Annotated in this window: 21 protein-coding genes; 2 read left to right on the plus strand and 19 right to left on the minus strand. The window is 72.0% G+C overall.

Annotated features, from left to right (window positions below):
• Window positions 1-159: 159 nt before the first annotated feature.
• The 10 genes from ACFYMU_RS19520 to ACFYMU_RS19565 form a co-directional block, all read right to left on the minus strand.
• Window positions 160-327 carry a hypothetical protein gene (locus ACFYMU_RS19520; RefSeq protein WP_388374394.1) on the minus strand — a complete coding sequence of 56 codons (168 nt, stop codon included), beginning with the start codon at window positions 325-327 and terminating at the stop codon, window positions 160-162.
• A complete protein-coding gene (locus tag ACFYMU_RS19525; RefSeq protein ID WP_388374396.1) occupies window positions 324-2627 on the minus strand; it encodes a xanthine dehydrogenase family protein molybdopterin-binding subunit in 2304 nt (767 codons plus the stop codon). The genes ACFYMU_RS19520 and ACFYMU_RS19525 overlap by 4 nt, the downstream gene beginning before the upstream one ends.
• Window positions 2624-4093, minus strand: a complete 1470-nt coding sequence (locus ACFYMU_RS19530) for a 2Fe-2S iron-sulfur cluster-binding protein (RefSeq protein WP_388374398.1) — start codon at window positions 4091-4093, stop codon at window positions 2624-2626. The genes ACFYMU_RS19525 and ACFYMU_RS19530 overlap by 4 nt, the downstream gene beginning before the upstream one ends.
• Complete coding sequence (locus ACFYMU_RS19535) at window positions 4090-4983, minus strand: FAD binding domain-containing protein (protein ID WP_388374400.1); 894 nt, start codon at window positions 4981-4983, stop codon at window positions 4090-4092. Before ACFYMU_RS19535 ends, ACFYMU_RS19530 begins: the two co-directional genes overlap by 4 nt.
• 278 nt (window positions 4984-5261) lie before the next feature.
• Window positions 5262-6944: a beta-N-acetylhexosaminidase gene (locus ACFYMU_RS19540; protein WP_388374402.1), complete on the minus strand. Its 1683-nt coding sequence runs from the start codon at window positions 6942-6944 to the stop codon at window positions 5262-5264.
• Window positions 6945-6948: 4 nt separating this feature from the next.
• Complete coding sequence (locus ACFYMU_RS19545) at window positions 6949-7794, minus strand: carbohydrate ABC transporter permease (RefSeq protein WP_388374404.1); 846 nt, start codon at window positions 7792-7794, stop codon at window positions 6949-6951.
• The gene (locus tag ACFYMU_RS19550) at window positions 7791-8738 is read right to left on the minus strand and encodes a carbohydrate ABC transporter permease (RefSeq protein WP_388374406.1); all 948 of its coding nucleotides are present in this window, start codon (window positions 8736-8738) and stop codon (window positions 7791-7793) included. Before ACFYMU_RS19550 ends, ACFYMU_RS19545 begins: the two co-directional genes overlap by 4 nt.
• A 3-nt stretch (window positions 8739-8741) precedes the next feature.
• Complete coding sequence (locus ACFYMU_RS19555; RefSeq protein ID WP_388374408.1) at window positions 8742-10049, minus strand: extracellular solute-binding protein; 1308 nt, start codon at window positions 10047-10049, stop codon at window positions 8742-8744.
• 234 nt (window positions 10050-10283) lie between these two features.
• Entirely contained in the window at window positions 10284-10562 is a 279-nt protein-coding gene (locus ACFYMU_RS19560) for a DUF3039 domain-containing protein (RefSeq protein ID WP_388374410.1), read from the minus strand.
• A gap of 29 nt (window positions 10563-10591) precedes the next feature.
• On the minus strand, window positions 10592-11164 hold the full coding sequence (locus ACFYMU_RS19565) for a YqgE/AlgH family protein (protein WP_381087903.1): 573 nt from the start codon (window positions 11162-11164) through the stop codon (window positions 10592-10594).
• Window positions 11165-11385: 221 nt separating this feature from the next.
• On the opposite strand from ACFYMU_RS19565, the gene murA reads away from it, so the two are divergent.
• Entirely contained in the window at window positions 11386-12726 is a 1341-nt protein-coding gene (gene murA, locus ACFYMU_RS19570) for a UDP-N-acetylglucosamine 1-carboxyvinyltransferase (protein WP_388374412.1), read from the plus strand.
• A gap of 246 nt (window positions 12727-12972) precedes the next feature.
• Here the strand turns inward: murA and ACFYMU_RS19575 are convergent, their stop codons facing one another.
• From ACFYMU_RS19575 to ACFYMU_RS19600, 6 genes are all read right to left on the minus strand, one after another.
• Window positions 12973-13254: an HU family DNA-binding protein gene (locus ACFYMU_RS19575; RefSeq protein ID WP_007382399.1), complete on the minus strand. Its 282-nt coding sequence runs from the start codon at window positions 13252-13254 to the stop codon at window positions 12973-12975.
• A 427-nt stretch (window positions 13255-13681) separates the two neighbouring features.
• Window positions 13682-15100 carry an NAD-dependent malic enzyme gene (locus ACFYMU_RS19580; protein WP_388374414.1) on the minus strand — a complete coding sequence of 473 codons (1419 nt, stop codon included), beginning with the start codon at window positions 15098-15100 and terminating at the stop codon, window positions 13682-13684.
• Window positions 15101-15538: 438 nt separating this feature from the next.
• Window positions 15539-17848 (minus strand): HelD family protein, encoded by a 2310-nt coding sequence (locus ACFYMU_RS19585; protein WP_388374416.1) that lies wholly within the window; start codon window positions 17846-17848, stop codon window positions 15539-15541.
• A gap of 149 nt (window positions 17849-17997) precedes the next feature.
• Window positions 17998-18810: an anti-sigma factor family protein gene (locus ACFYMU_RS19590; RefSeq protein WP_388374418.1), complete on the minus strand. Its 813-nt coding sequence runs from the start codon at window positions 18808-18810 to the stop codon at window positions 17998-18000.
• A complete protein-coding gene (locus tag ACFYMU_RS19595; RefSeq protein WP_388374420.1) occupies window positions 18807-19343 on the minus strand; it encodes a sigma-70 family RNA polymerase sigma factor in 537 nt (178 codons plus the stop codon). The genes ACFYMU_RS19590 and ACFYMU_RS19595 overlap by 4 nt, the downstream gene beginning before the upstream one ends.
• A gap of 422 nt (window positions 19344-19765) precedes the next feature.
• Window positions 19766-20353, minus strand: coding sequence for a CGNR zinc finger domain-containing protein (locus ACFYMU_RS19600; RefSeq protein ID WP_388374422.1), 588 nt, complete (start codon window positions 20351-20353; stop codon window positions 19766-19768).
• Window positions 20354-20588: 235 nt separating this feature from the next.
• Between ACFYMU_RS19600 and ACFYMU_RS19605 the strand changes: the two genes are divergently transcribed.
• Window positions 20589-21188 (plus strand): DUF1772 domain-containing protein, encoded by a 600-nt coding sequence (locus ACFYMU_RS19605; RefSeq protein ID WP_388374424.1) that lies wholly within the window; start codon window positions 20589-20591, stop codon window positions 21186-21188.
• Here the strand turns inward: ACFYMU_RS19605 and ACFYMU_RS19610 are convergent.
• The 3 genes from ACFYMU_RS19610 to ACFYMU_RS19620 form a co-directional block, all read right to left on the minus strand.
• Window positions 21137-22288, minus strand: coding sequence for a uroporphyrinogen-III synthase (locus tag ACFYMU_RS19610; RefSeq protein ID WP_388374426.1), 1152 nt, complete (start codon window positions 22286-22288; stop codon window positions 21137-21139). The two genes, ACFYMU_RS19605 and ACFYMU_RS19610, sit on opposite strands and share 52 nt — an antisense overlap.
• A 131-nt stretch (window positions 22289-22419) precedes the next feature.
• Entirely contained in the window at window positions 22420-23799 is a 1380-nt protein-coding gene (locus ACFYMU_RS19615) for a nitrate/nitrite transporter (RefSeq protein WP_388374428.1), read from the minus strand.
• A gap of 252 nt (window positions 23800-24051) precedes the next feature.
• Window positions 24052-25542, minus strand: coding sequence for an ATP-binding protein (locus ACFYMU_RS19620; protein ID WP_388374430.1), 1491 nt, complete (start codon window positions 25540-25542; stop codon window positions 24052-24054).
• Window positions 25543-25625: the final 83 nt, after the last annotated feature.

The following is a 25625-nucleotide window of genomic DNA, read 5'->3' on the forward strand; positions in this document are numbered from 1 at the left end:
TGCCGCGTGCCCCCGCCGGGCGGGGGACACCCCCGCCGCCGTCGAACGGCCTTTGCCCGACACCGAGAACGATACGCGGACCCACTGACAACGCCGGACCCACTGACAACGCGGACCCGCACACGGACCGTGCGGCCGCGCCATCGCGGTGCCGGCGGGTCAGGTGAGGTACACGCCGCCCAGGACGACGGCCAATGCTGCGAGCACGAAGATCAGCAGACCCAGCATCAGTCTGCCCATGGCGGGCGCCGGTTCGTAGCGGGGGCCGTCGTCCGCCGGGGCGGAGCCGGGGCTCCGGTCCTCCGACGTGCCGTCGTCGCCCGTCACTGCGTCACCACCGCCGCCTGCGGGCGGATCGGCAACCGGTTGACCGGGCGGCCCGTCGCCGCGCGGACGGCGGAGGCGATCGCCGCCGGGGACGTCACCACGGGGACCGCGCTGACCGCCTTCGCCCCGAAGGGCGCGACCACGTCCCGTTCCTCGACCAGCTTGACGATCCGGATGTCGGGAGCGTCCAGGGCGGTCGGAAGGGAGTAGCCCGTCAGGTCGGGGTGGCGGATCAGGCCGCGCGCGGTGCGCAGGTTCTCGGTGAGCGCGATGCCCACGCCCTGGGTGACGCCTGCCTCCAGGCGCGCGGAGAGCTGTGCCGGGTTCAGCACCCGGCCCACGTCCTGGGCCAGTGCCAGCTCCACGACCCGTACCGCGCCGATCTCGACGTCGACGTCCACCACGGCGCGGATCGCGCAGAACGCGAGGCCCACGAAGGCGTCGCCCTGGCCGGTCTCGTCCAGCGGCTCCGTGGGGTGCGGGCGGCACTGCGCCGTGGCCCACAGTTCCTTGCCGTCCATGGCCTCGGTGACGGTGGTCGACAGCACGCCGTCGTACGAGGTGATCTTCCCGTCGGTGATCTGGAGCAGCTCCGTCGACATGCCGAACTTGTGCGCCAGGGGCTGCAGCAACTGCGTGCGGACCATCTTCGCCGCGCGTTCCACCGCGCCGCCCGACACCCAGGTGTGGCGGCCCCGGCAGCCGGCGCCCGCGGGCGGCTGGTCGGTGTCGACGGGGGCGACGCGCACCTCGTCGATGCCCAGCGTCTCCTGGACGATCTGACGGGCCAGCGTGGTGAAGCCCTGACCGGTCTCGACGGCCGCGCACAGCACGGTCGCCACCCCGTCCTGCACCTTCACCGTCGCCGTGGAGACCTCGTCCGCGCCCTCCGCACCGAGCATGTGCACCATGCCGAGGCCGTAGCCGACGCCGCGCCGCACCGCGCCGGGTTCGCCGGCGCCCTCGGGGCCGCCGGGCAGCAGCCACTCCTCCTCGGGGATGTCCTTGGGCAGCGGGGGCAGCGGGTGGTCCCGGACCGCCTGGAGCAGTTCGGCCACCGGTGCCGGGCAGGTCACCGTCTGGCCCGTCGGCAGCAGGTCGCCCGTCGCCATGACGTTGCGCAGCCGCAGCTCGGCCGGGTCCACACCCAGTTTCTTGGCGAGCTTGTCCATCTGGGCCTCGTACGCGGCGCACACCTGCATCGCGCCCTCGCCGCGCACATGGCCCGACGGCGGGTTGTTGGTGCGCACGGCCCAGCCCTCGATGAAGGCGTTGGGGACGACGTACGGGCCGCAGGCGAAGGAGACGGCCGCGGCGAGGGCGTCGGAGGAGGTGTCCGCGTAGGGGCCCGCGTCCAGCAGGATCTGCGCCTCGACCTTCACCAGCCTGCCCTCGGCGTCCGCGTGGTGGCGGTACCGCAGCAGGGTGGGGTGGCGGTGGACGTGCCCCAGGAAGGAGTCCTCGCGGGTGGCGGTCAGCTTCACCGGGCAGCCGGTCTTCAGGGCGAGCAGTCCGAGCGGCAGCTGGAAGCTCTGGTCCTCGCGGTCGGCGGTGGCGCCGGGCACCCCGGTGACCACGACCTTCACCTGCTCGGGTGCCAGCCCGTAGACGGCGGCGGCGCGGTCGCGGTCGGTGTGCGGATCGGTGGAGGCGACGTACAGCTCGACCCCGCCGTCGGGCCGGGGCACGGCCAGGCCGGCCTCCGCGCCGATGGGCGCCGGGTCCTGGCGGCCGATGCGGTACAGGCCCTCGACGACGACCTCTCCGGCGGCGGCGGGGTCGCCGTGGCGCAGCGGGATGTGCCGGATGAGGTTCCCGTCGGGGTGCAGGGGCTCCGCCTCGAACGCCTGCTCGGGGTCGGTCACCGGGTCGAGCACCTCGTACTCGACGATGACGGCGGCGGCGGCCAGGCGTGCGGTGTCGGGATGGTCGGCGGCGACGGCGGCGATGGGCTCGCCGTGGTGGCGCACGACCTCCGAGGCGAACACGGGGCGGTCGGCCGCGCCGCGGCCGTGGAGCGCGCCGGCGGGCAGGTCCTCATGGGTGACGACGGCGCGGACGCCGGGCATCTCGCGCGCGTGGCGGGTGTCGATGGAGAGGATGCGCGCGTGCGGGTGCGGGGAGCGCAGCACGGCCGCCCACAGCAGGCCTTCGGCCCACAGGTCGGCCGCGTAGGGGAACGTGCCCTCGGCCTTGGCCCGTGCGTCGGAGGACGGCAGGGAGGCGCCGAGGCCGTGCGGCAGCGGCTCCGGGGCCGGTGCGGCCGCGGGGGTGGTCGCGGTGGCGGCTTCGTTGCTCACGCCTGGCCTCCGTCCTGGCCGTACGGGTGCTCGTGCGGGGCCGTGTTCCCGAACGCGGAGGCGTGGACGCCGCCCGCCCCGGGGCCCGCCTGGTGCGGGATGCGGGCCTCTTCGCCGTCCGGCGCCTCGGCCTCGGCGTGCGCCTCGCGCTCGGCGACGACCTCCTGGACGGCCTCCAGGACTCCGCGGTAGCCGGAGCAGCGGCACAGGTTGCCGCACAGCGCCTGCCGGGTCTCCAGTTCCGTGGGGGCGGGGTTGCCCTCCAGGAGGTCGTGCACGGTCATCGCCATGCCGGGCACGCAGAAGCCGCACTGCACGGCGCCGCACCGGGCGAGCGCCCGCTGCACGTCCGAGGGCTGTCCGTCGGCGGCGAGGCCCTCGACCGTGCGTACCTCGCTGCCCGCGGCGGTGGCGGCGGGCACCAGGCAGGACGCGACGAGCCGTCCGTCGACCTGCACGTTGCAGGCGCCGCACTCCCCCTGCGAGCAGCCGTCCTTGGCGCCGGCGAGACCGAGCCGCTCGCGCAGCACGTACAGCAGCGACTCGCCGATCCACGCGTCCGTGACGGGCCGGTCGGCGCCGTTCACCCGCAGGACGTACGAAGCCAGGGAGTGTTCGTCGTGTGCGGGCGCGGGATCCTGCCCGGCGTCCTGCCCGGCGTCCTGTTCGGCGTCCTGTTCGGGAGCGGGCTCCTGCGGGTCGGCGGCCTGCGGTGCCGGATCCGGCACGGCGGCGGGGGGTACGGGGTCCTGCGTCCGCCCGGCGTCGGGCGCACCGACGGGCCCGACGGGCTCCTGGGCGGCCTCCGGCGCCCCGGGGGCACCCGCTGCCCCCGCGTACCCGTACGACCCTCCGGACGGCTCTCCAGGGCCCTGGGCGGGCGCTTCCGCGGCCGGGTCGGCGGGGGGCTCCCCGTCCTGCTCCGGCCACGGCTGTCCGCCCGCTTCCGTCGCCCAGGGCGCGGCCGCGCCGCCGGGCAGGGTCGGGGGCGGGGTGCCGCCCCACTGCTCGACGAGCGACGACGTACTGAACTCGCCCGATTCGTCCGGCAGGTCACCGCCCGCCACCGGGATGGACCACTCGCCGGTGACGTCGTGCCCCGGGGCGGTGGGCTGCTGCGCGCCCGCCGCCTCCTGGAAGTCCCACTGCCCGGTCGACCCCGGGTGGTACGTGAAGCCGTCGCCGCCCTCCCCCTGGGCGGTGTCCGGCTCGGGCCACCGGGCGCCCTCGGCGGGCGTGCCCCAGATGTCGCCGGCCGCCGGGTTCGCGCCCGTGTCCGCCGGCGTGAACGTCGGGGGCACATAGCCGTGGCCCGGTGCCGCCAGCGGGCTGTCGGAGGCGAGGAGGGCGTCGATCCCTCCTTCGGGGAGCTGGACGAAGGCCGTGGCGCCGTCGTCGTAGTCCCCCTGCGGCAGCCGCTCCCAGGAGCCGCGGCCGTCCTGCTCCTCGTGCCGGTCGTCGGTCACGACAGCGCCCTCCCCAGTGCTCGTCGGGCCAGCGCGGCGACGGTGCGCCGCAGGTGCAGTACGGCGGGCGGAAGCTGTTGCACGGTGCCGTCCTCCGCCGGGGCCGGGTCGGGGATGCAGGCCGCGGCGACGTACTCCCCGAAGGCGGAGAGGGCGTCGGGGACGATCGCGCGGTTGTTGTCCCAGTCGATGAGGCGGGCGACCCACTGCTCGGCGTCCAGGGGGCGCAGCGGCATCGGTGCTATGGCGCCGACGGCGCAGCGCACGCCGCGCCGGGCCGGGTCGAGGACGAGGGCCACGGACGCCAGGGAGCGGCCGGGCCCGGTGCGCCCGGTCGCCTTCAGGAAGACCTGGGGGGCGTGCAGCAGCGGCACGCGCACGTAGCCGATGAGTTCACCGGCGCGCAGCATCTCCACGCCGGCGAGCAGGTGCGAGACCGGGATCTCACGCCGGGCCCCGTCGGGGCCCGCGATGATCAGCGTGGCCTCCAGGGCGGCCAGCACCGGCAGCGCGTCTCCGGTGGGGGCCGCCGAGGCGATGTTGCCGCCCAGGGTGCCCGCGTTGCGGATGTGCGGCGGCCCGGCCGCGCGCGCCGCCGCCGCGAGGGCGGGGATGAGGGCCGCGAAGTCGGGGCGTCCCATGCGCGCGTGCGTGAGGCCGGCGCCGAGCAGCGCGTGGCCGTCCTGGTACTGCCAGCCGCGGATCTCGCTGATGCGGCCGAGCCCGACGAGCGCGGCGGGCCGCAGCTGCCCGGAGTTGACCGCGGCCATCAGGTCGGTGCCGCCCGCCACGGGGACGGCGGCCGGCATGGCGGCGAGGACCGCCACTGCCTCGTCCAGCGAGGCGGGCAGCGTCACGGCCTGCGCCGCCTGCGGTGCGTGCGTGGTCAAACCGGCTGCCCCTTCCCGCTGCCCCACCTGGTCCCACCTGTGCTGCCGTACGGTACGTGCTGACAGGGCGGACGTGGCAACTCTGGCACATCTTCCCCCGCTGCCGACGCGGGGGTCCGCTAGGAGGCATTCGCCCCCCACCAGCGCGATGGTCCGTTTTGCCACGACATCACCGCTGGAGGCACATTGCCGCTCTTCGGTGAGCCTTGTGGGACTTTCTTCCGTGCGGGTCACGTTGGCAGGGAGACCGGCCCCCCGCCCTCCCCTCGGGAAGCGCCTCACACGTTCGGGGGCGCACCCTCGATCGGGCGTCCGAGCACGCCGGGTCGCCGCTGCCAGGGTCGCGGTCCCCCAGGTGGCCGGTAGGCGACCCCCAGGGCGTCGAGTCGCCGGTAGTGGGCCGTCATCCGCCGCTCGAAGTCCGCGAAGTCGCGGTCCGCGGGGGCGGGCAGGTCGCTCCAGGCGACCTCGGCGAACGCCGCGAGCCGGGGGAAGACCTGGTAGTCCACGCGTGCCTGATCCTCCGTCACCTCGGTCCACATGTTGGCCTGGGTGCCGAGTACGTGCCGCGCCTGCTCCTCGGTGAACTGGGGCGGGACCGGCTCGAAGCGGTAGACGTCCTCCAGGGTGCGCACGTATCCGATGGGCACCGGTTCGTCCTCGCCGCCCGCCTGACGGTGGTCCAGGTACACCTGCTGCTCGGGGCACATCACGACGTCGTGGCCGGCGCGGGCGGCGGTGATGCCGCCCGCGTACCCGCGCCAGGAGGACACGGCCGCGCCGTCGGCCAGACCGCCCTCCAGGATCTCGTCCCATCCGATGAGCCGGCGTCCGCGCTCGCCGAGCCAGGTGGCGAAATGCCGGACGAACCACGCCTGGAGTTCGTCCTCGTCGGCCAGCCCCAGGTCCCTGATGCGCGCCTGGGCGGCCGGGGACCGCCGCCACTGGTCCTTGGGGCATTCGTCGCCGCCGATGTGCACGAAGGCGGACGGGAACAGTTCCAGGACTTCCTCGAAGACCCCCTCGTAGAACCGCAGCGTGTTGTCGGTGGGGGCGAGTACGTTGACGCAGACGCCCCAGTCGTCCCGGACCGTGAGGGAGGCGGTGTCGATGACGTCGGTGTTGCCGAGTTCCGGATACGCGGCGATGGCCGCCTGGCTGTGTCCGGGCACGTCGATCTCGGGGACGACGGTGATATGCCGCTCGGCCGCGTACGCGACGATCTCGCGGATGTCGTCCTGCGTGTAGAAACCGCCGTGCGGCTTCTCCTCCCACAGCGTCGAGGCGCGATGGCCGATTTTCGTGCGCGCCCGCCAGGATCCGATCTCGGTGAGCCTCGGATACCGCTTGATCTCGATGCGCCAGCCCTGGTCGTCGGTGAGGTGGAAGTGGAACACGTTGAGTTTGTGGGCGGCCATCAGATCCAGGTGGCGCAGAACTCCTTCCGTGGGCATGAAGTGCCGGGCGACGTCGAGCAGGAAGCCGCGCCAGCGGAAACGGGGTGCGTCGTGGATCGTCACGGCGGGCACCGCCCACTTCCGCCCACCGGTGATCGGGGCACGACGGAATGCCTCCGGGCCGAGCAGCTGACGGAACGTCTGGGCGCCCCAGAACAGGCCGCGCCCGCTCGCTCCGTCGATGACGACGGCGTGTCCGTCGGCGGTGAGGCGGTACGCCTCGGGGCTGCCGAGTTCCCCGGCGAGCGCGGGGACGATCCGCAGCAGCACACGGTTCGCGGCGTCGGCACCGCCGGTGCGGGGCGGCAGCGGAAGCCCGGTCGCCGCGCCCACGGTCGCCCTCAGCCAGCGTGCGACCCCCTCGGTTCCGGGGGCCGCGTCGATCCCGGTTCCCTCGTCGATGACGTGTCCCGTGCCCGCGCCGGTGGACGGCGAGATGCTCCTGGGGGCGGGGATCGGCGCCACCTCGGGTCCGGGGCGACGGGAGTCGGGAAAATCGCGCATGTCGTCAGCCCTTCACCGCTCCGCCCAGCCCTGAGACCAGCCGGCGCTGTACGAGTACGAAGAAGACCAGTACGGGAATCGTCATCACCGTCGACGCCGCCATCAACCCGCCCCAGTCGGGATCCTCCGGCCGGTAGAAGACGAGGAGCGCCATCGGCAGCGTGGACCGCGAGACGTCACTGATGATGAACGACTTCGCGAACAGGAAGTCGTTCCAGGCGGAGATGAAGGAGAACACGCTCGTCGCCACAAGACCGGGCAGCACGAGCGGGAAAAGGATCTGCCAGAGGAATCGCGCACGGCTCGCCCCGTCGATGGACGCGGCCTCCTCCAGCGTGTCGGGAACGGCCTTCACGAAACCCCTCAGCATCCAGATCGCGAAGGGCAGCGAGAAGGCGATGTGGGGCAGGATCAGCGAGCCCAGGGTGTTGAGCTGACCCAGGTCCCGCATGAGGAAGAAGAGGGGGATCGTCAGGGCCTCCACGGGCACGGTCTGGGCGATCAGAAACATGATCAGCAAGGTGGTACGGAAACGGAAGCGGAATCGTGTCACGGCCGTCGCCGCGAGAAACGCGATCAGCGCGGAGGCGACGACCACGGAGCCCGCCACGAGAAGGCTGTTGAGGAAGTACCGGCCGAATTCCTGTTGTCCGAAGACGCGCCGGAAGGAATCCGCCGACGGTGACAGCGTCCACGGCCGCGGCTCGGTCGACCGGATCTCGCCGGCCGGTTTGACGGCGCTCAGCACCATCCAGTAGAGCGGGAAGGCGACGAGTGCCGCGACGAGCAGCGCCGATGCCTCGGCCGCCAGACGGCCGGGGCGCCGCACGGCCGCGCGTACCAGGTTCACAGTTCCTCCCCCTGGCCGCGCAGCAGCCGCAGATGCACGAGCGTGACGGCCAGCAGGACGAGCAGCACCACGACGCCGATCGCCGAACCGAGGCCGTACTGGGAGGACGCGAACGCCTTCTGGTAGGCGTACACGTTCAGCACCAGGTTCTGTCCCGCGATACCGCCGCCGTTCGTCATCACATAGATCTGGGTGAAGACCTTGAAGTCCCAGATCACCGACTGGACGGCGACCACGGTCAGGATCGGCCGGAGCAACGGGGCCAGCACCGAGCGCCAGATCCGCCACTGCGAGGCGCCGTCGAGCGCGGCCGCCTCCAGGACCTCGGCCGGCACCGCACGGATGCCGGCGTACATCGTCACCATCACGAACGGGAAGGAGCACCAGACGACTTCGAGGAGCACGAGGAGGAACGCGCTGGAGCGCCCGTACGTCCACGAGTGGTCGCCGAGCCCCAGCACACGGTTCACGGGCCCGAAGTCGGGGTCGAAGAGGAACAGCCAGACGGTCGAGCCCGTGACGGCCGGGGTCGCCCAGGCCCCCAGCGCGGCCAGCATCAGGGCGAGGCGCGGCAGGGCGCGGACGCGGGTGAGCAGCACGGCGAGCGCGCAGCCCACGGCCAGGGTGGAGACGACGCAGGCGGCCGCGAACCCCACCGTGGCCAGCAGCACGGACCAGAACTGGTCGTCGCCGAAGAGGGCGGCGTAGTTCCCGAATCCCTGGAAGCGGACCGGTTCGCCGCCGCTGACCTGGGCCTGGGTGTAGGTCAGCAGGGAGATCAGGCCGAGCTGGTAGACGGGGTACACCAGCAGGCCGCCGAGCACGACGAGAGCGGGGGCGAGATAGAGCCAGGGGGTCCAGCCGGGCCGCCGGTGTCCCCGTGGGCGTGGCGTGACCGCGGTGGGGGGCGCGGCGACGTCCGCGAGCGTGTCCTGTGCCGCCACCGGTCAGCCCACGGAGCCGAAGGCGTCGTTCATCTTCTTCGCCGCCTCCGCCGAGGCCGCCTCGACGTCCTTCCTGCCGCTGACGACCTCCTGGAACATCGTGGGCAGGACGAGCGAGGAGTCGATCTGCGCCCAGGCCGGCGAGGCGGGCACGAATCTGGTGCCCGCGGCGAGGGTGCGCACGAACGGCCCGACGAACGGCTCCTTGCGCGCGACCCGCTTCCGCACGTCGACGAACGTCGGCAGGAAGCCCATGGCGTCGAAGAGTTCGCCCTGCGTCCGCTTCGACGCGAGCCGCTCCATCAGGTCGACGGAGAGCGTGCGGTGCGTGGTGCTCTTCAGAACGCCGATGTTGTTCCCGCCCGCGAAGGCCGGCGCGATCTCCCCCTCCTTCAGGCCCGGCAGCGGCACGACGGCGTATCGGCCCCTGACCTTCCCCGCCTCGATCGCCTGGTGGCTGAAGTCGCCGCCGATGGCCATGGCGGCCTCGCCGGAGGCGAACGCGGTCACGGTGTCGTTGCCGCCCATGCCCGCGCACTTGGCGGTGGGGCAGTTGCCGTCACCGAAGAGCGAGGTGTACGCCGCGATGCCCTTGCGCGCCTCCGCGCTGTCGATGGCGGCGCTGTACGAACCGCCCTTGCCGACGGCGAGTTCGCCGCCGTGGGCCCAGATGAACGGCATGGCGCCGTAGGTGTAGGCGCCGCCGACGGCGAGGCCGTACAGGTCGGGCCTCGCGGTGTGGATCGTCCGCGCGGTCGAGATCAACTCGGCCTGGGTCCTGGGCACGTGCAGACCCAGTTCCTCGAAGACGTCGGTGCGGTAGTAGAGGGCGCGCACGCCGACGAAGAACGGGGCACCGTAGATCCGGCTGTCGACGGTGACCGACTGGCGGGCGGTGGGGTCGGTGTCCTTGGACTCGCTCCAGCCGGTGAAGTCCTCGGTGACATCGGCGAGTCCGCCGTCCTTGACGTAGCCGGCGGTGTCCGTGTTGCCGTACTCGATGACGTCGGGCGCGCTCCTGGGGTCGTTGAAGGCGGCCTTGACGCGCTGGGCGCGGGTCTCGACGGGGATGTACTCGACGGTGACGTCCGTCCCCTCGTGCTCCTTCTCGAAGGCGGCGACCGTCCGGTCGACGACCCCCTGCTTCGGCGCGTTGTCGACCTCCCGGAAGAGCCAGACGCGCAGGGTGCCGGACTTCTCGTCCTTGCCGGACGCGGAGCCGCCGGAGGCCCGGGGGGCGCACGAGGTGGCGGTGAGGGCCGCGAGCAGCAGAGCGGCCAGGGGGGCGGCGGTGCGGACAGGGAGCTTCATGGAGCATCCTCCGGGAGCTAGCGCGTTGCAACATGCGCAATGGCCGTTTTGCTCTGCACAACACACCGGAGGCTATGGACTACATGAACATGCCCACAAGAGGTCTCAACCACTCTGTGACCGCCCGACGCACTCCGCGCAACGGAGGAGGGCCGGAAACAGGCGCGAAAACCCCCGGGACGCGCCGAAAGGCGTCCCGGGGGACCGTCAGTCGTCGAAGGGCCGACCGGGCGGCTACTTGTCGCCGCCCTTGCCCTCGTCCCCGCCGCTCATGGAGTCGTAGATCTCCTTGCACATGGGGCAGACGGGGTACTTCTTCGGATCTCGGCCCGGCACCCACACCTTGCCGCACAGCGCCACGACGGGCGTGCCGTCCAGGGCGCTCGCCATGATCTTGTCCTTCTGGACGTAGTGGGCGAAGCGCTCGTGGTCGCCGTCGCCGTGCGACACCTGTGGCGTCGGCTCTACGAGGGTCCCCGTACCGGTACCGCGCTCGGGCTCAAGAGTGCTCATACCGCCAAGCGTACTGAAGCGCACCGGCATCAGTTCAGAGAAGGGTCGTCCGGATAGGTGGCCACCATCGCGAGCTCGCTGCGCTGACGGCGCAGGACCTCCCGCCACAGTCGCTCCGGCGCCGGGGACGAGACGTCGCCGGGCTCCGACTCGACCACGTACCACGCCCCCTCCACCAGCTCGTCCTCCAGCTGGCCGGGCCCCCAGCCCGCGTATCCCGCGAAGATGCGCAGGGAGCCCAGCGCCTTGGCGAGCAGTTCGGGCGGGGCCTCCAGGTCGACCAGGCCGATCGCGCCGTGCACCCGGCGCCAGCCGAGCGGGGCGCTCTCCCCTGAGGCACCGCCGGGGATCACCGCGACACCCAGCGCGGAGTCCAGGGAGACCGGCCCGCCCTGGAAGACGACACCCGGCTCGCCCGCCAGGTCCGCCCAGCCCTCCAGGATGTCGCCCACATCCACGGGGGTGGGGCGGTTGAGGACCACACCGAGCGAGCCCTCCTCGTCGTGGTCGAGAAGCAGCACCACCGCGCGGTCGAAGTTCGGGTCCGCCAGGGCGGGCGTGGCCACGAGCAGCCGCCCTGTGAGCGAGGACACCTCGGTCATGCCAGACATGATCCCGCATCTTCCCCCCGCATGGGGAGGCAATCGGGGTACACGGGTGAATGCGGCCGTGCCACGACGGTCACCATGTGCGTCCGGTTACGCACGGTTCGTGTTGTGGCAAACCTATGACGTTGCTGGGAGGTGCGTGGGCTTACTGAAGGGGGGTGGGCGGCCATTACGCTTACGTCTCCGGCCCCTGCCCACTCCACGGAACGAGATACATGACCGTCAACGACGATGTCCTCCTTGTCCACGGCGGAACCCCGCTGGAGGGCGAGATCCGTGTCCGCGGTGCGAAGAACCTCGTACCGAAGGCCATGGTCGCCGCCCTGCTGGGCAGCGCTCCGAGCAGGCTGCGCAACGTCCCCGACATCCGCGATGTGCGCGTCGTGCGCGGGCTGCTGCAACTGCACGGCGTGACGGTCCGTCCGGGTGAGGAGCCCGGCGAACTGGTGCTCGACCCGACGCATGTCGAGAGCGCGAACGTCGCTGACATCGATGCCCACGCGGGCTCCTCGCGCATCCCGATCCTGTTCTGCGGCCCGCTGTTGCACCGGCTGGGTCACGCGTTCATCCCGGGCCTCGGGGGTTGCGACATCGGCGGCCGGCCGATCGACTTCCACTTCGACGTGCTGCGGCACTTCGGCGCCGTCATCGAGAAGCGCGCGGACGGCCAGTACCTGGAGGCGCCCAAAGGGCTGCGCGGCACGAAGATCCGGCTGCCGTACCCGTCCGTCGGCACGACGGAGCAGGTGCTGCTGACGGCCGTGCTCGCCGAGGGCGTCACCGAACTGTCCAACGCGGCCGTGGAGCCGGAGATCGAGGACCTCATCTGCGTGCTGCAGAAGATGGGCGCGATCATCGCGATGGACACCGACCGCACGATCCGCATCACCGGTGTGGAGAAGCTCGGCGGCTACACCCACCGCGCGCTCCCGGACCGCCTGGAGGCCGCGTCCTGGGCCTCGGCGGCGCTGGCCACCGAGGGCGACATCTACGTCCGAGGCGCGCAGCAGCGCTCGATGATGACGTTCCTGAACACCTACCGGAAGGTGGGCGGCGCCTTCGAGATCGACGACGAGGGCATCCGCTTCTGGCACCCCGGCGGGCAGTTGGCGTCCATCGCGCTGGAGACGGACGTGCACCCGGGCTTCCAGACGGACTGGCAGCAGCCGCTGGTGGTGGCCCTGACCCAGGCCACGGGCCTGTCCATCATCCACGAGACCGTCTACGAGTCCCGCCTCGGATTCACCTCGGCGCTCAACCAGATGGGTGCCCACATCCAGCTGTACCGCGAGTGCCTGGGCAGCTCCGACTGCCGCTTCGGCCAGCGCAACTTCCTTCATTCCGCGGTGGTTTCGGGCCCGACGAAGCTCCAGGGCGCGGACCTGGTCATCCCCGACCTCCGCGGCGGCTTCTCCTACCTGATCGCGGCCCTGGCGGCCCAGGGCACCTCCCGGGTCCACGGCATCGACCTGATCAACCGCGGCTACGAGAACTTCATGGAGAAGCTGGTGGAGCTGGGTGCGAAGGTCGAACTCCCGGGCAAGGCCCTCGGCTGACGGGCCCTGCGGGTTCTCGGCCGGGGGCCTACGAAATTCTCGGCCGACGGGTCCTGCGAGCTTCTCCGCCCGCCGTCCTGCCGGGGCCCGGAGGAGGACGTGAGCGAGGGGCGGTCACCCCGACCGGGTGACCGCCCCTTGGCCTTACCGGGCCGGTGCTCCGCGCCAGTGGCGGCACCGGGCCTCGTCGTGCCGTCCCGTCGCGGGTACGGCCTCGTACGCCGTCCGTGGCGTACGACGGCAAGATCACTTACCCTTGGCAGCTTCCTTGAGCTTCGAGCCCGCGGAGACCTTCACGCTGTAGCCGGCCGGGATCTGGATGGGGTCGCCGGTCTGCGGGTTGCGCGCGGTGCGAGCGGCACGGTGGGTGCGCTCGAAGGTCAGGAAGCCGGGGATGGTGACCTTCTCGTCGCCCTTGGCGACGATCTCGCCGACGGTCTCGGCGAACGCGGCCAGCACGGCGTCGGCGTCCTTGCGGGTCACCTCGGCGCGGTCGGCCAGCGCGGCCACCAGCTCACTGCGGTTCATGTTGTTACTCCCGTGTTCTTCTTGCCGTTGAGGCGTGCCACGCGGCGGAGCCGCATGTCGGGCACGGCGAAGCCGATGCTGCCAGGGTCCTCGGTGAGTCCCCGGACCCGGGTCCGTCGTCAGACCCTCGCGCCCGAAGACGCATCCTGCCCCCACCTGCGGCGGGAAAGCCAATCCGGCACCCGTAGGAGTCGTGAGAACACCCTTGGGAGTCACACGAAGAGCGCCACCGCCTCACAGCGGTGACGCTGCGTCGGCTCCCGGCAACGGACGGCAGGGCCTCCGGGCCCGGCCTGGCCGCCACCCTAGGGCGGCCGGGCGCCCGGGGGTCCGCGACGCGCCGGGCCGGGCCACCGTGGCAAGGGTCACAGCGCCCCCGACGCACCGGACGCCGCCCCTTGACGGGCAAATGTCGCCTGCCGGGGCACTAGTGCGCCGCCGCCCCCGCCGCCCGCGCCGCGGTGCGCACCGCTCCGGCGACCGCGCCCGCGACCTTGTCGTTGAACACGCTCGGGACGATGTAGTTCGGGTTGAGCTCCTCCTCGGTCACCACGTCCGCGAGGGCGGTCGCGGCGGCGAGCATCATGTCCGTGTTGACGGTGCGGGACTGTGCGTCGAGCAGGCCGCGGAAGACGCCCGGGAAGACCAGGACGTTGTTGATCTGGTTCGGGAAGTCGGAGCGGCCCGTGGCCACAACGGCCGCCGTCTGACGGGCGATTGCCGGGTCGACCTCGGGATCCGGGTTCGCGAGCGCGAACACGATCGCGCCCTCGGCCATCGCGGCCACGTCGGAACCGTCGAGCACGTTCGGGGCGGAGACGCCGATGAAGACGTCGGCGCCGCGCACGGCCTCCTTGAGCGTGCCCGTCAGGCCCTCGGGGTTGGTGTTCTCCGCGATCCAGCGCAGCGGCGAGTCGGCCGGGGCGTCCACCAGGTCCTCGCGGCCTGCGTGCACGACGCCCTGGATGTCGGCGACGACGGCGTTCTTCACACCCGCCGCGAGCAGCAGCTTCAGGATCGCCGTACCGGCCGCTCCGGCGCCCGACATCACGACGCGCACATTCTCAATCGCCTTGCCCACCACGCGAAGTGCGTTGGTGAGGGCGGCCAGGACGACGATCGCGGTGCCGTGCTGGTCGTCGTGGAAGACGGGGATGTCCAGGGCCTGGCGCAGTCGCGCCTCGATCTCGAAGCAGCGGGGCGCGGAGATGTCCTCGAGGTTGATGCCGGCGAAGCCGGGGGCGATCGCCTTGACGATCTCGACGATCGCGTCGGTGTCCTGGGTGTCGAGGCAGATCGGCCAGGCGTCGATGCCGGCGAAGCGCTTGAACAGGGCCGCCTTGCCCTCCATGACGGGCAGCGCGGCCTTGGGACCGATGTTGCCGAGACCCAGCACCGCGGAACCGTCGGTCACGACCGCAACCGAGTTGCGCTTGATCGTCAGGCGGCGGGCGTCCTCCGGGTTCTCCGCGATCGCCATGCACACGCGCGCCACGCCCGGCGTGTAGATCATGGAGAGGTCGTCGCGGTTGCGGATGGGGTGCTTGGAGGCCATCTCGATCTTGCCGCCGAGGTGCATGAGGAACGTACGGTCGGAGACCTTGCCCAGCGTCACGCCCTCGATGCCGCGCAGCTTCTCGACGATCTCCTGCGCGTGGGAGGTGGAGGTGGCGGCGATGGTGACGTCGATACGGAGTTTCTCGTGGCCGGACGCCGTGACGTCGAGGCCGGTCACCGAGCCTCCGGAGGACTCCACGGCGGTGGTGAGCTGCGAGACGGCGGTTCCGCTCGCGGGCACCTCCAGCCTGACCGTCATCGAGTAGGAGACGCTGGGCGCCGTAGCCATGACCGACTTCCTCTGCTTTCACCTGTCGCTGCTGTGCCGTCCGATCGTCGCACCTACCGGGGAGTACGCGGTAACCACGCCGCATTGCGAACGTTTTGTTCACCGAGTCGTCGCCGGACGTCGCCACCGCGGCGGCCCGATCCACCTTCGGAAGACAATTTTCACCATACGAGAAGCGGTGGCCGAGGTGGAAGGAACAAGAAGAGGAAGAGGTCCGCGTCACGAGTGACGCGGACCTCTGGAACGCCAGGTGACACCGACCCGCCATGCTCGCCTCGCGGCAAGTGGTCGCTCTCAGCGACGAAGGTTGGGCCCGGGGGCTTGGATCGGGCCGGTGCCACACCCAGGCTAACAAACGGATCCCGAAAGACCATTCCCGTACCGCCAGTTCGTCCTCCCGGCCGTCCGTACGGATCAGTCCCGCCGCCCCCGGTCCGCTCAGTCCCGCAGCAGGTCCGGCACCCCGTCCGCGTCCGGCTCGTCCCCGCCGCCCGAGACCACCGTCAGCTGCTGGGTCGCCCTGGTCAGCGCCACGTACAGCACCCGCAGGCCGGCAGGGCTCTCGTCGGCGATCTCCGCGGGCGAGACGACGACCGTCGCGTCGTACTCCAGGCCCTTGGCCTCCAGGCTGCCGAGCGCCACGACCCGGTCGCCGAGCCCTTCGAGCCAGCGGGCCGCCTCCGCACGCCGGCGCATGGCCACGACGACACCGACCGTGCCGTCGACGAGGTCGAGCAGCCGTGCGGCCTCCGCGCGGACGGTCCGGCCCTGCACGTCCCCCGCCACCGTGAACCGCGGCACCACGCCCGTGGAGCGGACGGCCGACGGGGCCTCGGCACCCGGCATGGCGAGCGCCAGCACCTTCGAGGCCAGTTCGGCGATCTCGGCCGGGTTGCGGTAGTTCACCGTGAGGGTGAAACGGCGGCGCGGACGGGTGCCGAGCGCCTCGTCGCGCGCCAGAGCCGCCTCCTCCGGGTCCGACCAGGACGACTGGGCCGGGTCGCCGACCACGGTCCAGGTCGCGTGCCGGCCGCGGCGCCCGATCATCCGCCACTGCATCGGCGTGAGGTCCTGCGCCTCGTCGACGATCACGTGCGCGTACTCGGTGCGCTCCTGGGCGAGCCGCTCCGCGCGCTCGCGCTGCGACTCCTCCCGTACGGGCATCAGCTCCTCCAGGCCGGTCAGCTGGTCGAGCGGGTCCAGCTCGCGCCTCTTCTTCGGACGGGCCGGCAGTCCCAGGACCGACTGCAGCTCGTCCAGCGCGGCCACGTCGTGCACGGACAGCCCGCCGCGTCCCAGGGAACGCGCCACCCTGCGCACCTCGCCGGGGGTGAGGATGCGCCGCGCCCAGCGGCCGAGGCGCCGCTCGTCGGCCATCGCCGCCAGGACGGCCCGCGGGGTCAGCTCCGGCCACCAGGCGTCCAGGAACTCGGTGAAGGAGTCCTCGCAGGTGATGTCCTCGTCGAACGAGGAGCGCAGCTCGGCGGCCAGCTCGGGGTCGGTGTGCCGGCCGGCCGCGCCGGAGTGCTCCCACAGGGCGTCCAGGAGCAGCTTGCGGGCGCGCGGGCGCAGCAGGTTCACCGGGGCGGTGCCGTTCAGGGCGGTGCGCCGGATCCGCTCCAGCTCCTCGGCCCCCAGTTCCAGACGGCGGCCGAAGGCGACGACCCGCAGCCGAGTCGGCGGATCGCCCAGCTCCAGGGCGCCGCGCGCGGCCTTGCGCAGCACCTTGAGCATGCGGTACGAGCCCTTGGCGCGGGCCACGGCCGGGGAGTCGTACAGGGTGGCCTCGGCGCCGTCCACGAGGGAGCCGATGGCGCGGACGGCGACCTGGCCCTCCTCGCCGAGCGACGGCAGCACGCCCTCGGTGTACGCGACCAGCAGGGGCGTCGGCGAGACGATCAGGATGCCACCGGCGTAGCGGCGCCGGTCCTGGTAGAGGAGATAGGCGGCCCGGTGCAGGGCGACGGCGGTCTTCCCGGTGCCGGGTCCGCCCTCGACATACGTCACGGAGGCGGCGGGCGCGCGGATGACCAGGTCCTGCTCGGCCTGGATGGACGACACGATGTCCCGCATGGTGTGGCTGCGGGCCCGTCCGAGGGCGGCCATCAGGGCCCCGTCGCCGATCACCGCGAGTTCACTGCCGTCGAGGCGGGCCCTCAGCTCGGGGCGCATCAGGTCGTCCTCGACGCCGAGCACCTTGCGGCCCTTGGAACGGATGACCCGGCGGCGCACGACCCGTCCGGGGTCGACCGGGGTGGAGCGGTAGAAGGGGGCCGCGGCGGGTGCCCGCCAGTCGATGACCAGGGGCGCGTACTCCGCGTCGAGGACGCCGATGCGCCCGATGTGCAGGGTCTCGGCGATGTCGGCGGTGTTGTCGGGGCGCACCGCGCCCTCGGCGGGCTCGATCGCCGTGTACGCGCCGTCGGGGCCCTTCTTGCCGTCCTTGCCGAGCAGCAGGTCGATCCGGCCGAAGAGGAAGTCCTCGAACTCGCTGTTGAGCCGGTTGAGGTGGATGCCCGCCCGGAAGACCTGCGCGTCGCGCTCCGCCAGCGCCCCCGGCGTGCCGACCTGCCCGCGCCTGGCCGCGTCGTGCATCAGGAACTCCGCCTCGTGGATCTTCTCCTCGAGGCGCCGGTACACCCGGTCGAGGTGTTCCTGTTCGACGCTGATCTCCCGGTCGCGGAGCGAGTCGTGCGCGGACCTGCCGACCGGGCCGAGCGCGGCTTGCTGTTGAACCTGAGCGGCCACCGGGCCCCCTTCTGACGTGCTGGGCAGCCGTCCACCGTACGCGAAGGGAGGCCGACGAGGCTACGCCCCCGTGCCGGGCTTTCGGCACACGCCGACCCGCGGCGTGCTCGTCCGTCCGCCGCGGGGGGGTGCTCGCCGGGGGGCGACGGCTACGCGTTCACCTCCACCAGCCGCTTGCCGTCGAAGGTCATGACCTCGAAGTGGTCGATCTGGTTCGGCTTGAAGGCGGCGCCGCCGTGCACGTACAGCGGGTTCTTCGCCTCTTCGGTCTTGGCGTCGGGAATGCCGTAGCCCCACGTCGGGACCGACCACGAGGTGACCGTCTCGCGCTCCCCGTTCTTGCCGACCGCGATCAGGGAGCACTTGAGCGGCCCCTTGACGTTCTTCAGCTGGAGAACGGCGTGCGTGCCCCAGTCCTTGGCCTCCAGCGCGACCACGGCGTCGACCTTGCTGCTCGGGTCCGTCGCCGCGTGCTTGTCGGTCATGTGCTGGAAGGCCACCTTGGCGGGGCCGGCCGCCATCGGGTCGACGGTGCCGCCGTCGCCGCCGCCGTTCAGCGCCATCACGGTGAGCGGGCCGCCGATGATCAGCGCGGCCGCGGCCGCCACGAGGTAGAAGCCGCGTCGGCGCTTGTGGGCGCGCCGCTCGGAGACCTCGTCGATCAGTCGCTCCACCAGCCGCGGGCTGGGTTTCGCGGACAGCGACTCGCCGATGGCGGGGCTGCCCTGGCTGTCGGGCAGGTCCGCGAGCGCGGCCAGCATCGGCTCCATCCCGGCGAGGTCGTCCAGCTGCTGGGCGCACCAGTCGCAGGTGGCGAGGTGCGCCTCGAAGGCGGTCGCCTCGGCGTCGTCGAGGATGCCGAGGGCGTACGCGCCGACGGTCTCGTGGATGTCGCCCTGGCCTTGTGGACCTCTTACGGCGCCTGGGCCGCCGGTTCCGAATCCCCCGTACACATTGCTCATGCCGTCACCCCCCGCTCCTCCAGCGCCAGCTTCATCGACCGCAGGGCGTAGAACACCCTGGAGCGCACCGTTCCGCTGGGGATGCCGAGCGTTTCGGCCGCTTCGTTGACCGTACGCCCTTTGAAGTACGTTTCGACCAGGACCTCACGGTGAGCCGGGGTCAGGTCGTCCAGCGCGTCCGACAGTGTCATCAGCCACAACGCCTTGTCGATCTCGTCCTCCGCGGGGATGACCTCCAGCGGCGACGGGTCGACCTCCTGCGGCCGGGCCTGCCGGCTGCGGTGGCCGTCGATGACGATGCGCCGGGCGACCGTCACCAGCCAGGGGCGTACCGAACCGGTTGCTCGATTGAGCTGACCGGCGTTCTTCCAGGCACGGATGAGCGTCTCCTGCACGACGTCCTCGGCGCGCTGCCGGTCGCCTGCGACCAGCCGCAGCACATAGGCGAGCAGGGGTCCCGCGTGTTCCCGGTACAGGGCACGCATCAGTTCCTCGTCGGGCTCCGTCGAGGAGGACGCCGGGGACGAGGTCATGCGATGTCGGGCCCTTGGCCTGCGTTCATCAGCCACGGCGGAATCCTTGCGCACGCCTACCTCCGGTGTCCGGGGGTTCCCCCAGTCGGTCGCTCGTATCCGGGTACGCAGACGGCCGCCGCCGTGTTCAACGTGACACCACAAAATTCCCGGAAGAGGTGTGGGACGCCGCACCGCTGGGCACCCATTTCTCCCCCAAGGGGACATACGCACGCCGCCCCGAAGAGACACAGATCACAACCGCCTCGTCCTTCACTCCCGACCTTGGCGTGATCACCGTGTGAAAATTTGGCCGAAGCATGGTGGAGGAATTGTCGAGACGGTGGCGCCGATTGCCGCTGAATGATCGCCACTTGCCCTGGATGACGGTTTTCGGGGCTGGGCCCTTCTGCTGGATCTCTGTGGAGAAGGAGCAAACGCCCCTACGCGCGGGCCAGTGCGGCGCGGCGGCGGTGCCGTGCCACCCGTTCACGGTTGCCGCACACCTCGCTGGAGCACCAGCGGCGGCGCCGGCCCCGGGACGTGTCCAGGTAGACGATGGGGCAGTTGTCGCCCTCGCACTGCCGCAGACTCCCCCGCGCCCCGGGGTCCGTCAGCAGCTCGATCGCCTCCCGCGCCATCACGGCCAGCAGTTGCCCGCACTCCGGCGGCGTCCGCAGCCGCCGCACGAGACCGCCGTCCTCCGCGCGCAGCGCGCACGGCGCGGGTGGCGCGGCCCGCGCCACCGCGTTGACCCGCGTCAACGCGCCGTCCGCCGGCTGTCCGTCCAACTCCCCTCGTACCAACCGCCCCAGGTCGGAGCGCAGTTCGTGGAAGGCCGCCAGCCACTCGGCGTCCACCCCCGCAAGGGGCGTACCCGCCGGGACCAGCCCGGCCCCGGCGATCCACGCCCGCAACCGCTCCACCGAGTCGAGCCGTTCCCCGGGATGCGTGGTCGCCAGCAGGTCCAGGCAGATCCGCCCGGAGTCGAACCGCAGCTCGTACGGGGCCGTGGCCGGGTCCGATGCCATGTGCCTGTCACCGCCTTGGAGTTGCCGCCGCGAGCGACGGCCGGTGAGTCCGCCGAGGGAGATGTCCGCGCAAGGGCGCACCGGGGGCCGTGGCTTCCCCGACACACCTCTACAGTGCCCGCCCGCGCGCGCCCCGAAAAGGTGCCCTACGGCCCGTCGCACCGTGGACGCCCGCTTATGCGGCCGCGCGTCCCGGCGATGTCCCCCACCCCGCGGGCCGGGTTGACTCACCGTCATGACACGGACGACCCCGCACGGCACCGCCCGCACGGTCCGCACCGCCCGCGCCGCCCGCGCCGCCCGCACCGCCCTCGCCGACGGCGTCCTGGCCGCGGCCACCGTCGCCACGGGCCTGATCGCCGGTGCCTTCCTCGTCTTCGCGTGCGCCGTGATGCCCGCGCTCGCCCGCAGCGACGACCGCGTCTACATCGAGGTCATGCAGAACGTCAACGACGTCATCCAGAACCCCGTCTTCCTGCTCCCCCTGGTCGGCGCACCGCTCCTCACGGCGGTCTCCGCCTGGCAGGTGCGAACGGCCCCGCACCGGCGGTGGATCCGCTGGGGCCTGGCCGCCCACGGACTCGCCTTCCTCGTCACCGCCTTCGCGAACGTGCCGCTCAACGACGGCCTCGCGCACGCCGGCGCCGCGGCGCACCTCACCGACCCGGCCGCCGTGCGCGGCCACTTCGAGGACGCCTGGGTCGCCTGGAACCTCGTACGGACCCTGCTGTGCACGCTCGCCCTGGTCTGCCTCACCCGCGCGCTGCTGCTGCGCGGCGGATCTCACGCGTCGGCGTACTTCGCGTCCGCGGCCGGGTCGAGCGCCAGCCGGTAGCCGCGCTTGACCACCGTCTGGATCAGCTTGGGCGCCCCCAGGGCCGTCCGCAGCCGGGCCATCGCCGTCTCCACGGCGTGCTCGTCGCGCCCGGCACCCGGCAGCGCCCGCAGCAGCTCCGCCCGGGAGACCACCCAGCCGGGCCGCCGGCTCAGGGCGCGCAGCAGGGACATGCCGGCGGGCGGTACGGGCCGCAGCGCCCCGTCCACCAGCACCGCGTGGCCGCGGATCTCCACGCGGTGGCCGGCGACGGGCAGCGCTCGGGCCCGGCCCGGCAGTTCCTGGCACAGCAGTTGGACGAGCGGGCCGAGCCGGAAGCGCTCCGGCTGCACGGTGTCCACGCCCCGGGCCTGCAACGGCAGGGCGGTGACGGGACCGACGCAGGCGGGCAGCACGTCGTGGTGGAGGGCGCCGAGGAGTTCGGGCAGCAGCCCGCGCACCTCCGCGCGGGAGAGCAGGGACGCGGCGGCCGGGGCGCTGGTGAAGGTGAGTGCGTCCAGGCCGCGGGTGACGGTCGCCTCGAGGAGCCGGTCGACGGGCGCGATGTCCTCGGGCGGCATCCACCGGTACACCGGCACCCCGACGACCTCGGCGCCCCCGGCCCGCAGCGCCTCCACGAAGCCCGGCAGCGGCTCGCCGTGCAGCTGGACGGCGACGCGGCGGCCGTCGACGCCCTCGTCCAGGAGCCGGTCGAGGACCTCGGCCATGGACTCCGAGGCGGGCGACCACTCCTCGATCAGACCGGCGGCCCGTACGGCCCCCTTGACCTTGGGCCCGCGTGCGAGCAGCCGCACCCCGCGCAGCCGCGCGAGCAGGTCCTCGCCGAGCCCCCAGCCGTCGGCGGCCTCGATCCAGCCGCGGAAGCCGATCGCGGTGGTGGCGACCACCACGTCCGGCACCTGCTCCACCAGATCCTTGGTGGCGGCGAGCAGTTCGCCGTCGTCGGCGAGCGGCACGATGCGCAGGGCCGGGGCGTGCAGGACGGATGCGCCGCGCCGCTGGAGCAGGGCGCCCAGCTCGTCGGCCCGCCGCGCGGCCGTCACGCCCACGGTGAACCCCGCGAGCGGGCCGTGTTCTGGTCGCTGCTGGTTGTCGTACATGGCTCTCGTCCCGCACTCGAGTCTGCAAAAGGGTCGTACGTCGTCGTACGTCGTCGTCGTACCTACATGCCGACCGAGCCTGTCAACGGCGCATGACAGGCTCGGTCCTGCTTCGTGTCACTGGTGTTACGTCACACCTCGGCATAGCTGAGCTGGGGATTCGCTTCCGCGGCGACCTCCGCCCGGGGCTGGACGGCCGGACGGCGAAGGTATACGGCCCAGGTGACCGCCAGGGCCACGCCGTAGAAGGCGAGGAAGGCGACGAAGGCGCCCGTGCCGGAGCCGTAGGAGAGGAAGGACTGGCGGAAGGCGAGGTTGATGCCGACGCCGCCGAGCGCGCCCACGGCCCCGATGAGCCCCATGGAGGCCCCGGAGAGCCGGCGCCCGTACGCGGCGGCCTCCTCCCCGGTGAGCCCCCGGGCGCCGGCCTTGGCCTGGAAGATCCCGGGGATCATCTTGTACGTCGACCCGTTGCCGAGGCCGGTGAGCACGAACAGCACCACGAAGGCGGCGGTGAACAGGGCGAGCGACTTCTGCATGGAGGCGACGATCAGCACCGCGGTGGCGGCGCCCATGGCGACGAAGGCCCAGGCGGTGATCCGCGCGCCGCCGTAGCGGTCGGCGAGCCTGCCGCCCACGGGCCGGATCAGCGAGCCGAGCAGCGGGCCGAGGAAGGTGACGTAGGCCGCCTGGAGCGGTGTGCGCCCGAACTGGTTGGTCAGCACCTGCCCGAAGGCGAAGCTGTAGCCGATGAAGGAGCCGAAGGTGCCGATGTACAGGAACGACATGATCCAGGTGTGGGCGTCCTTCGCGGCGTCCGTGGCGGCGCCGGTGTCGTTGCGCACGGACGCGATGTTGTCCATGTAGAGCGCGGCCAGGGTGGCGGCGACGACGATGAGCGGGATGTAGATGCCGAGCAGCACGCGCGGTCCCCCGCTCGCGCCGATGATCGCGAGCGCCACCAGCTGGATCACGGGCACGCCGATGTTGCCGCCGCCGGCGTTGAGTCCGAGCGCCCACCCCTTCTTCCTGAGCGGGAAGAAGGCGTTGATGTTGGTCATGGAGGAGGCGAAGTTGCCGCCGCCCACACCGGCCAGCAGTCCGACGAGCAGGAAGGTGGAGAAGGATGTGCCGGGCTCCATCACGGTGAACGCGGCGACGGTCGGGACGAGCAGCAGGGCGGCCGAGACGATGGTCCAGTTCCGCCCGCCGAAGATCGCGACGGCGAAGGTGTAGGGCACGCGGACGACGGCCCCGACCAGCGTGACCATCGAGGTCAGCAGGAACTTGTCCGCCGGCGTCAGCCCGTACTCCGGGCCCATGAACAGCACGAGCACGGACCACAGGGTCCACACCGAGAACCCGATGTGCTCGGAGAGCACGGAGAAGAAGAGGTTGCGCCGGGCGACTTTCTCCCCGGTCTCGTTCCAGAAGGTCTCGTCCTCCGGATCCCAGTGCTGGATCCAGCGGCCTCCCCTGCCAGGGGCGGGGGCTGTGCTCGGGGCTGTCATGACGCCTCCACGGTTCTCCGGTGCCCAGGTGTCGTGCGCGGTGATGAGTCCCGAAGGTAGGGAGGACGCGTTTCCTGCCTGTGGCTGTGAGTGACCGGAAGGGAACGTTGCTCTCACGCGGCGTACAGGGTCGCGGTGAGGGCGGCGGAGCCGGTCCGGCGCGCCGTCGCACACCAAACGCCACGGTGCGGGCGCCCGGGCGGCTCGGGGCGCCGGCACACGAGGGCGGCTCGGGGCCGGGGAGGCGGGGGCTCACCCGGTGCCGTACAGCTCCCGCATCCCGACGAGCAGCGTCCTTCCCGTCCGGGCGGCCTCGGCGAGTTCCGGGGCGGGTTCGCTCCTCGTGTAAACGGCGAGCCGGCAGTCGTCCGTGTTCCATCCCTGAGCGCTGAGCAGATCGCGGATGTGTTCGAGTCGCCGGACGTCATGGCCGGTCCGCGACTTGTTCGTCGCCTTCGCCTCACCGAGCAGAGTGATGCGGGCTCCCTTGTCGCGGGCACGGGACCCACGGCCGAGCGCCACGACGTCGACCTCGTGCCCCCGGTGCTCACGGCAGGCGACGGTCGTCGTACCCACCTGTCCGATGTCGTCAAGTCCGTACTCGCGCCCGTGCCGGAGCGTCCACTGGCGGGCCATGTCCTCGAAGTGAGGCCCGAGAACCTTGGAGGAGAAGGTCTCGCGCGACCGCTCCCAGGCCGCCCGCCCCTCCCGCATCTCGAACTCGACGAGATTGGGCCGCACGACGAGGTCGTGGAACCGGACGACCGGGTCGGCCACGGTGATCACAGGCTTGCGCTGCAGAAGCATGTCCTGGTCGTAACGGATGAACGCGGCCGCCCTCATGATGTTGAGGTGGTACGTCAGCGCCTTGGCATCCATCCCGACCAGCCCCCCGATCTGCGTCGGCGTCGCAGCGCCGGAGGCCACCGCCTCCCAGATGGCGTGGTAGGTGGCGCGGTCGCTGATGCGCGGGTCCTCGGCCAGCAGGTACTCAGGCTCGGTGAAAAGGATGTGGGAGGGGTTGAAGACGCTGCGCGCCAGCCAGGCGTAGAACCCCTCCTCGCCCGAGCCGGGCTCCGGCGGGTCACCGACGACGTCCCGGTAGCCGGGCGCCCCGCCCAGCACGGCATCGACGAGAAAGGCCGTCTCCGGATCGTCCACTCCCCAGTACTGCGCCGCGTCCCGGAACCCGAAGGGCCCGATCCGCATGTCGATCACCGCTCGCCCCCGCAACGCCTGGTCCCCGGCGAGCAATGTCGACATGGTCGAGATCGCGGAGCCGCACAGGATGATCCGCAGCGGAGGCTTCCCGGACGACGGTCCGCGCTGGTCGTAGAGGGCCTGAAGGACGGACGGAAGCTCCGGGGAGTGCTCGACCAGATAGGGGAACTCGTCGAGGACGAGGAGCGGAGGGGTCGCATCGCCGCGGACGCTTCCGAGGACGTCGGCCGCGGTGTCCATCGCCTCCACCCACGAGGTGAACCGTCCGACCCGGAAGCCGAGCCCCTGGGCGAGGCCGTCGGCGAACCGGTCCAGTGCCATGGCGCGGCTCTGCTGCAGGGCGAGCGTGTAGACGCTGTGGACGCTCCGGCACAGGTGCTCCAGCAGGAACGACTTGCCGTGCCGCCGACGGCCGCGCACGATGCCGATCCGCAGGCCGGGGGCGGGGTCGCTGCAGAAGCGGGTGAGTTCGTCCCACTCGTGGATCCGGTCGAACACGGCGGCGGGTTTCGGAATGGGCATGGGCTTCGTCCTCCTGACCGCGCGCTCGCGGGACCTGGGTCCAGCCTGACTCCAGTTAGCCTAACTGTATTTTGGCTAGTTTC

It is taken from the genome of Streptomyces sp. NPDC007264 (assembly GCF_042869095.1).
Classification (GTDB): Bacteria; Actinomycetota; Actinomycetes; order Streptomycetales; family Streptomycetaceae; genus Streptomyces.

What these genes read in the sequence shown, in the direction of transcription:
- ACFYMU_RS19540 (WP_388374402.1), bottom strand. Translation starts at nt 6,944, where the DNA reads ATGCGCGATTTTCCCGACTCCCGTCGCCCCGGACCCGAGGTGGCGCCG.
- ACFYMU_RS19555 (WP_388374408.1), bottom strand. Translation starts at nt 10,049, where the DNA reads ATGAAGCTCCCTGTCCGCACCGCCGCCCCCCTGGCCGCTCTGCTGCTC.
- ACFYMU_RS19560 (WP_388374410.1), bottom strand. Translation starts at nt 10,562, where the DNA reads ATGAGCACTCTTGAGCCCGAGCGCGGTACCGGTACGGGGACCCTCGTA.
- ACFYMU_RS19565 (WP_381087903.1), bottom strand. Translation starts at nt 11,164, where the DNA reads ATGACCGAGGTGTCCTCGCTCACAGGGCGGCTGCTCGTGGCCACGCCC.
- murA (WP_388374412.1), top strand. Translation starts at nt 11,386, where the DNA reads ATGACCGTCAACGACGATGTCCTCCTTGTCCACGGCGGAACCCCGCTG.
- ACFYMU_RS19575 (WP_007382399.1), bottom strand. Translation starts at nt 13,254, where the DNA reads ATGAACCGCAGTGAGCTGGTGGCCGCGCTGGCCGACCGCGCCGAGGTG.
- ACFYMU_RS19580 (WP_388374414.1), bottom strand. Translation starts at nt 15,100, where the DNA reads ATGGCTACGGCGCCCAGCGTCTCCTACTCGATGACGGTCAGGCTGGAG.
- ACFYMU_RS19590 (WP_388374418.1), bottom strand. Translation starts at nt 18,810, where the DNA reads ATGAGCAATGTGTACGGGGGATTCGGAACCGGCGGCCCAGGCGCCGTA.
- ACFYMU_RS19595 (WP_388374420.1), bottom strand. Translation starts at nt 19,343, where the DNA reads ATGACCTCGTCCCCGGCGTCCTCCTCGACGGAGCCCGACGAGGAACTG.
- ACFYMU_RS19600 (WP_388374422.1), bottom strand. Translation starts at nt 20,353, where the DNA reads ATGGCATCGGACCCGGCCACGGCCCCGTACGAGCTGCGGTTCGACTCC.
- ACFYMU_RS19605 (WP_388374424.1), top strand. Translation starts at nt 20,589, where the DNA reads ATGACACGGACGACCCCGCACGGCACCGCCCGCACGGTCCGCACCGCC.
- ACFYMU_RS19610 (WP_388374426.1), bottom strand. Translation starts at nt 22,288, where the DNA reads ATGTACGACAACCAGCAGCGACCAGAACACGGCCCGCTCGCGGGGTTC.
- ACFYMU_RS19615 (WP_388374428.1), bottom strand. Translation starts at nt 23,799, where the DNA reads ATGACAGCCCCGAGCACAGCCCCCGCCCCTGGCAGGGGAGGCCGCTGG.
- ACFYMU_RS19620 (WP_388374430.1), bottom strand. Translation starts at nt 25,542, where the DNA reads ATGCCCATTCCGAAACCCGCCGCCGTGTTCGACCGGATCCACGAGTGG.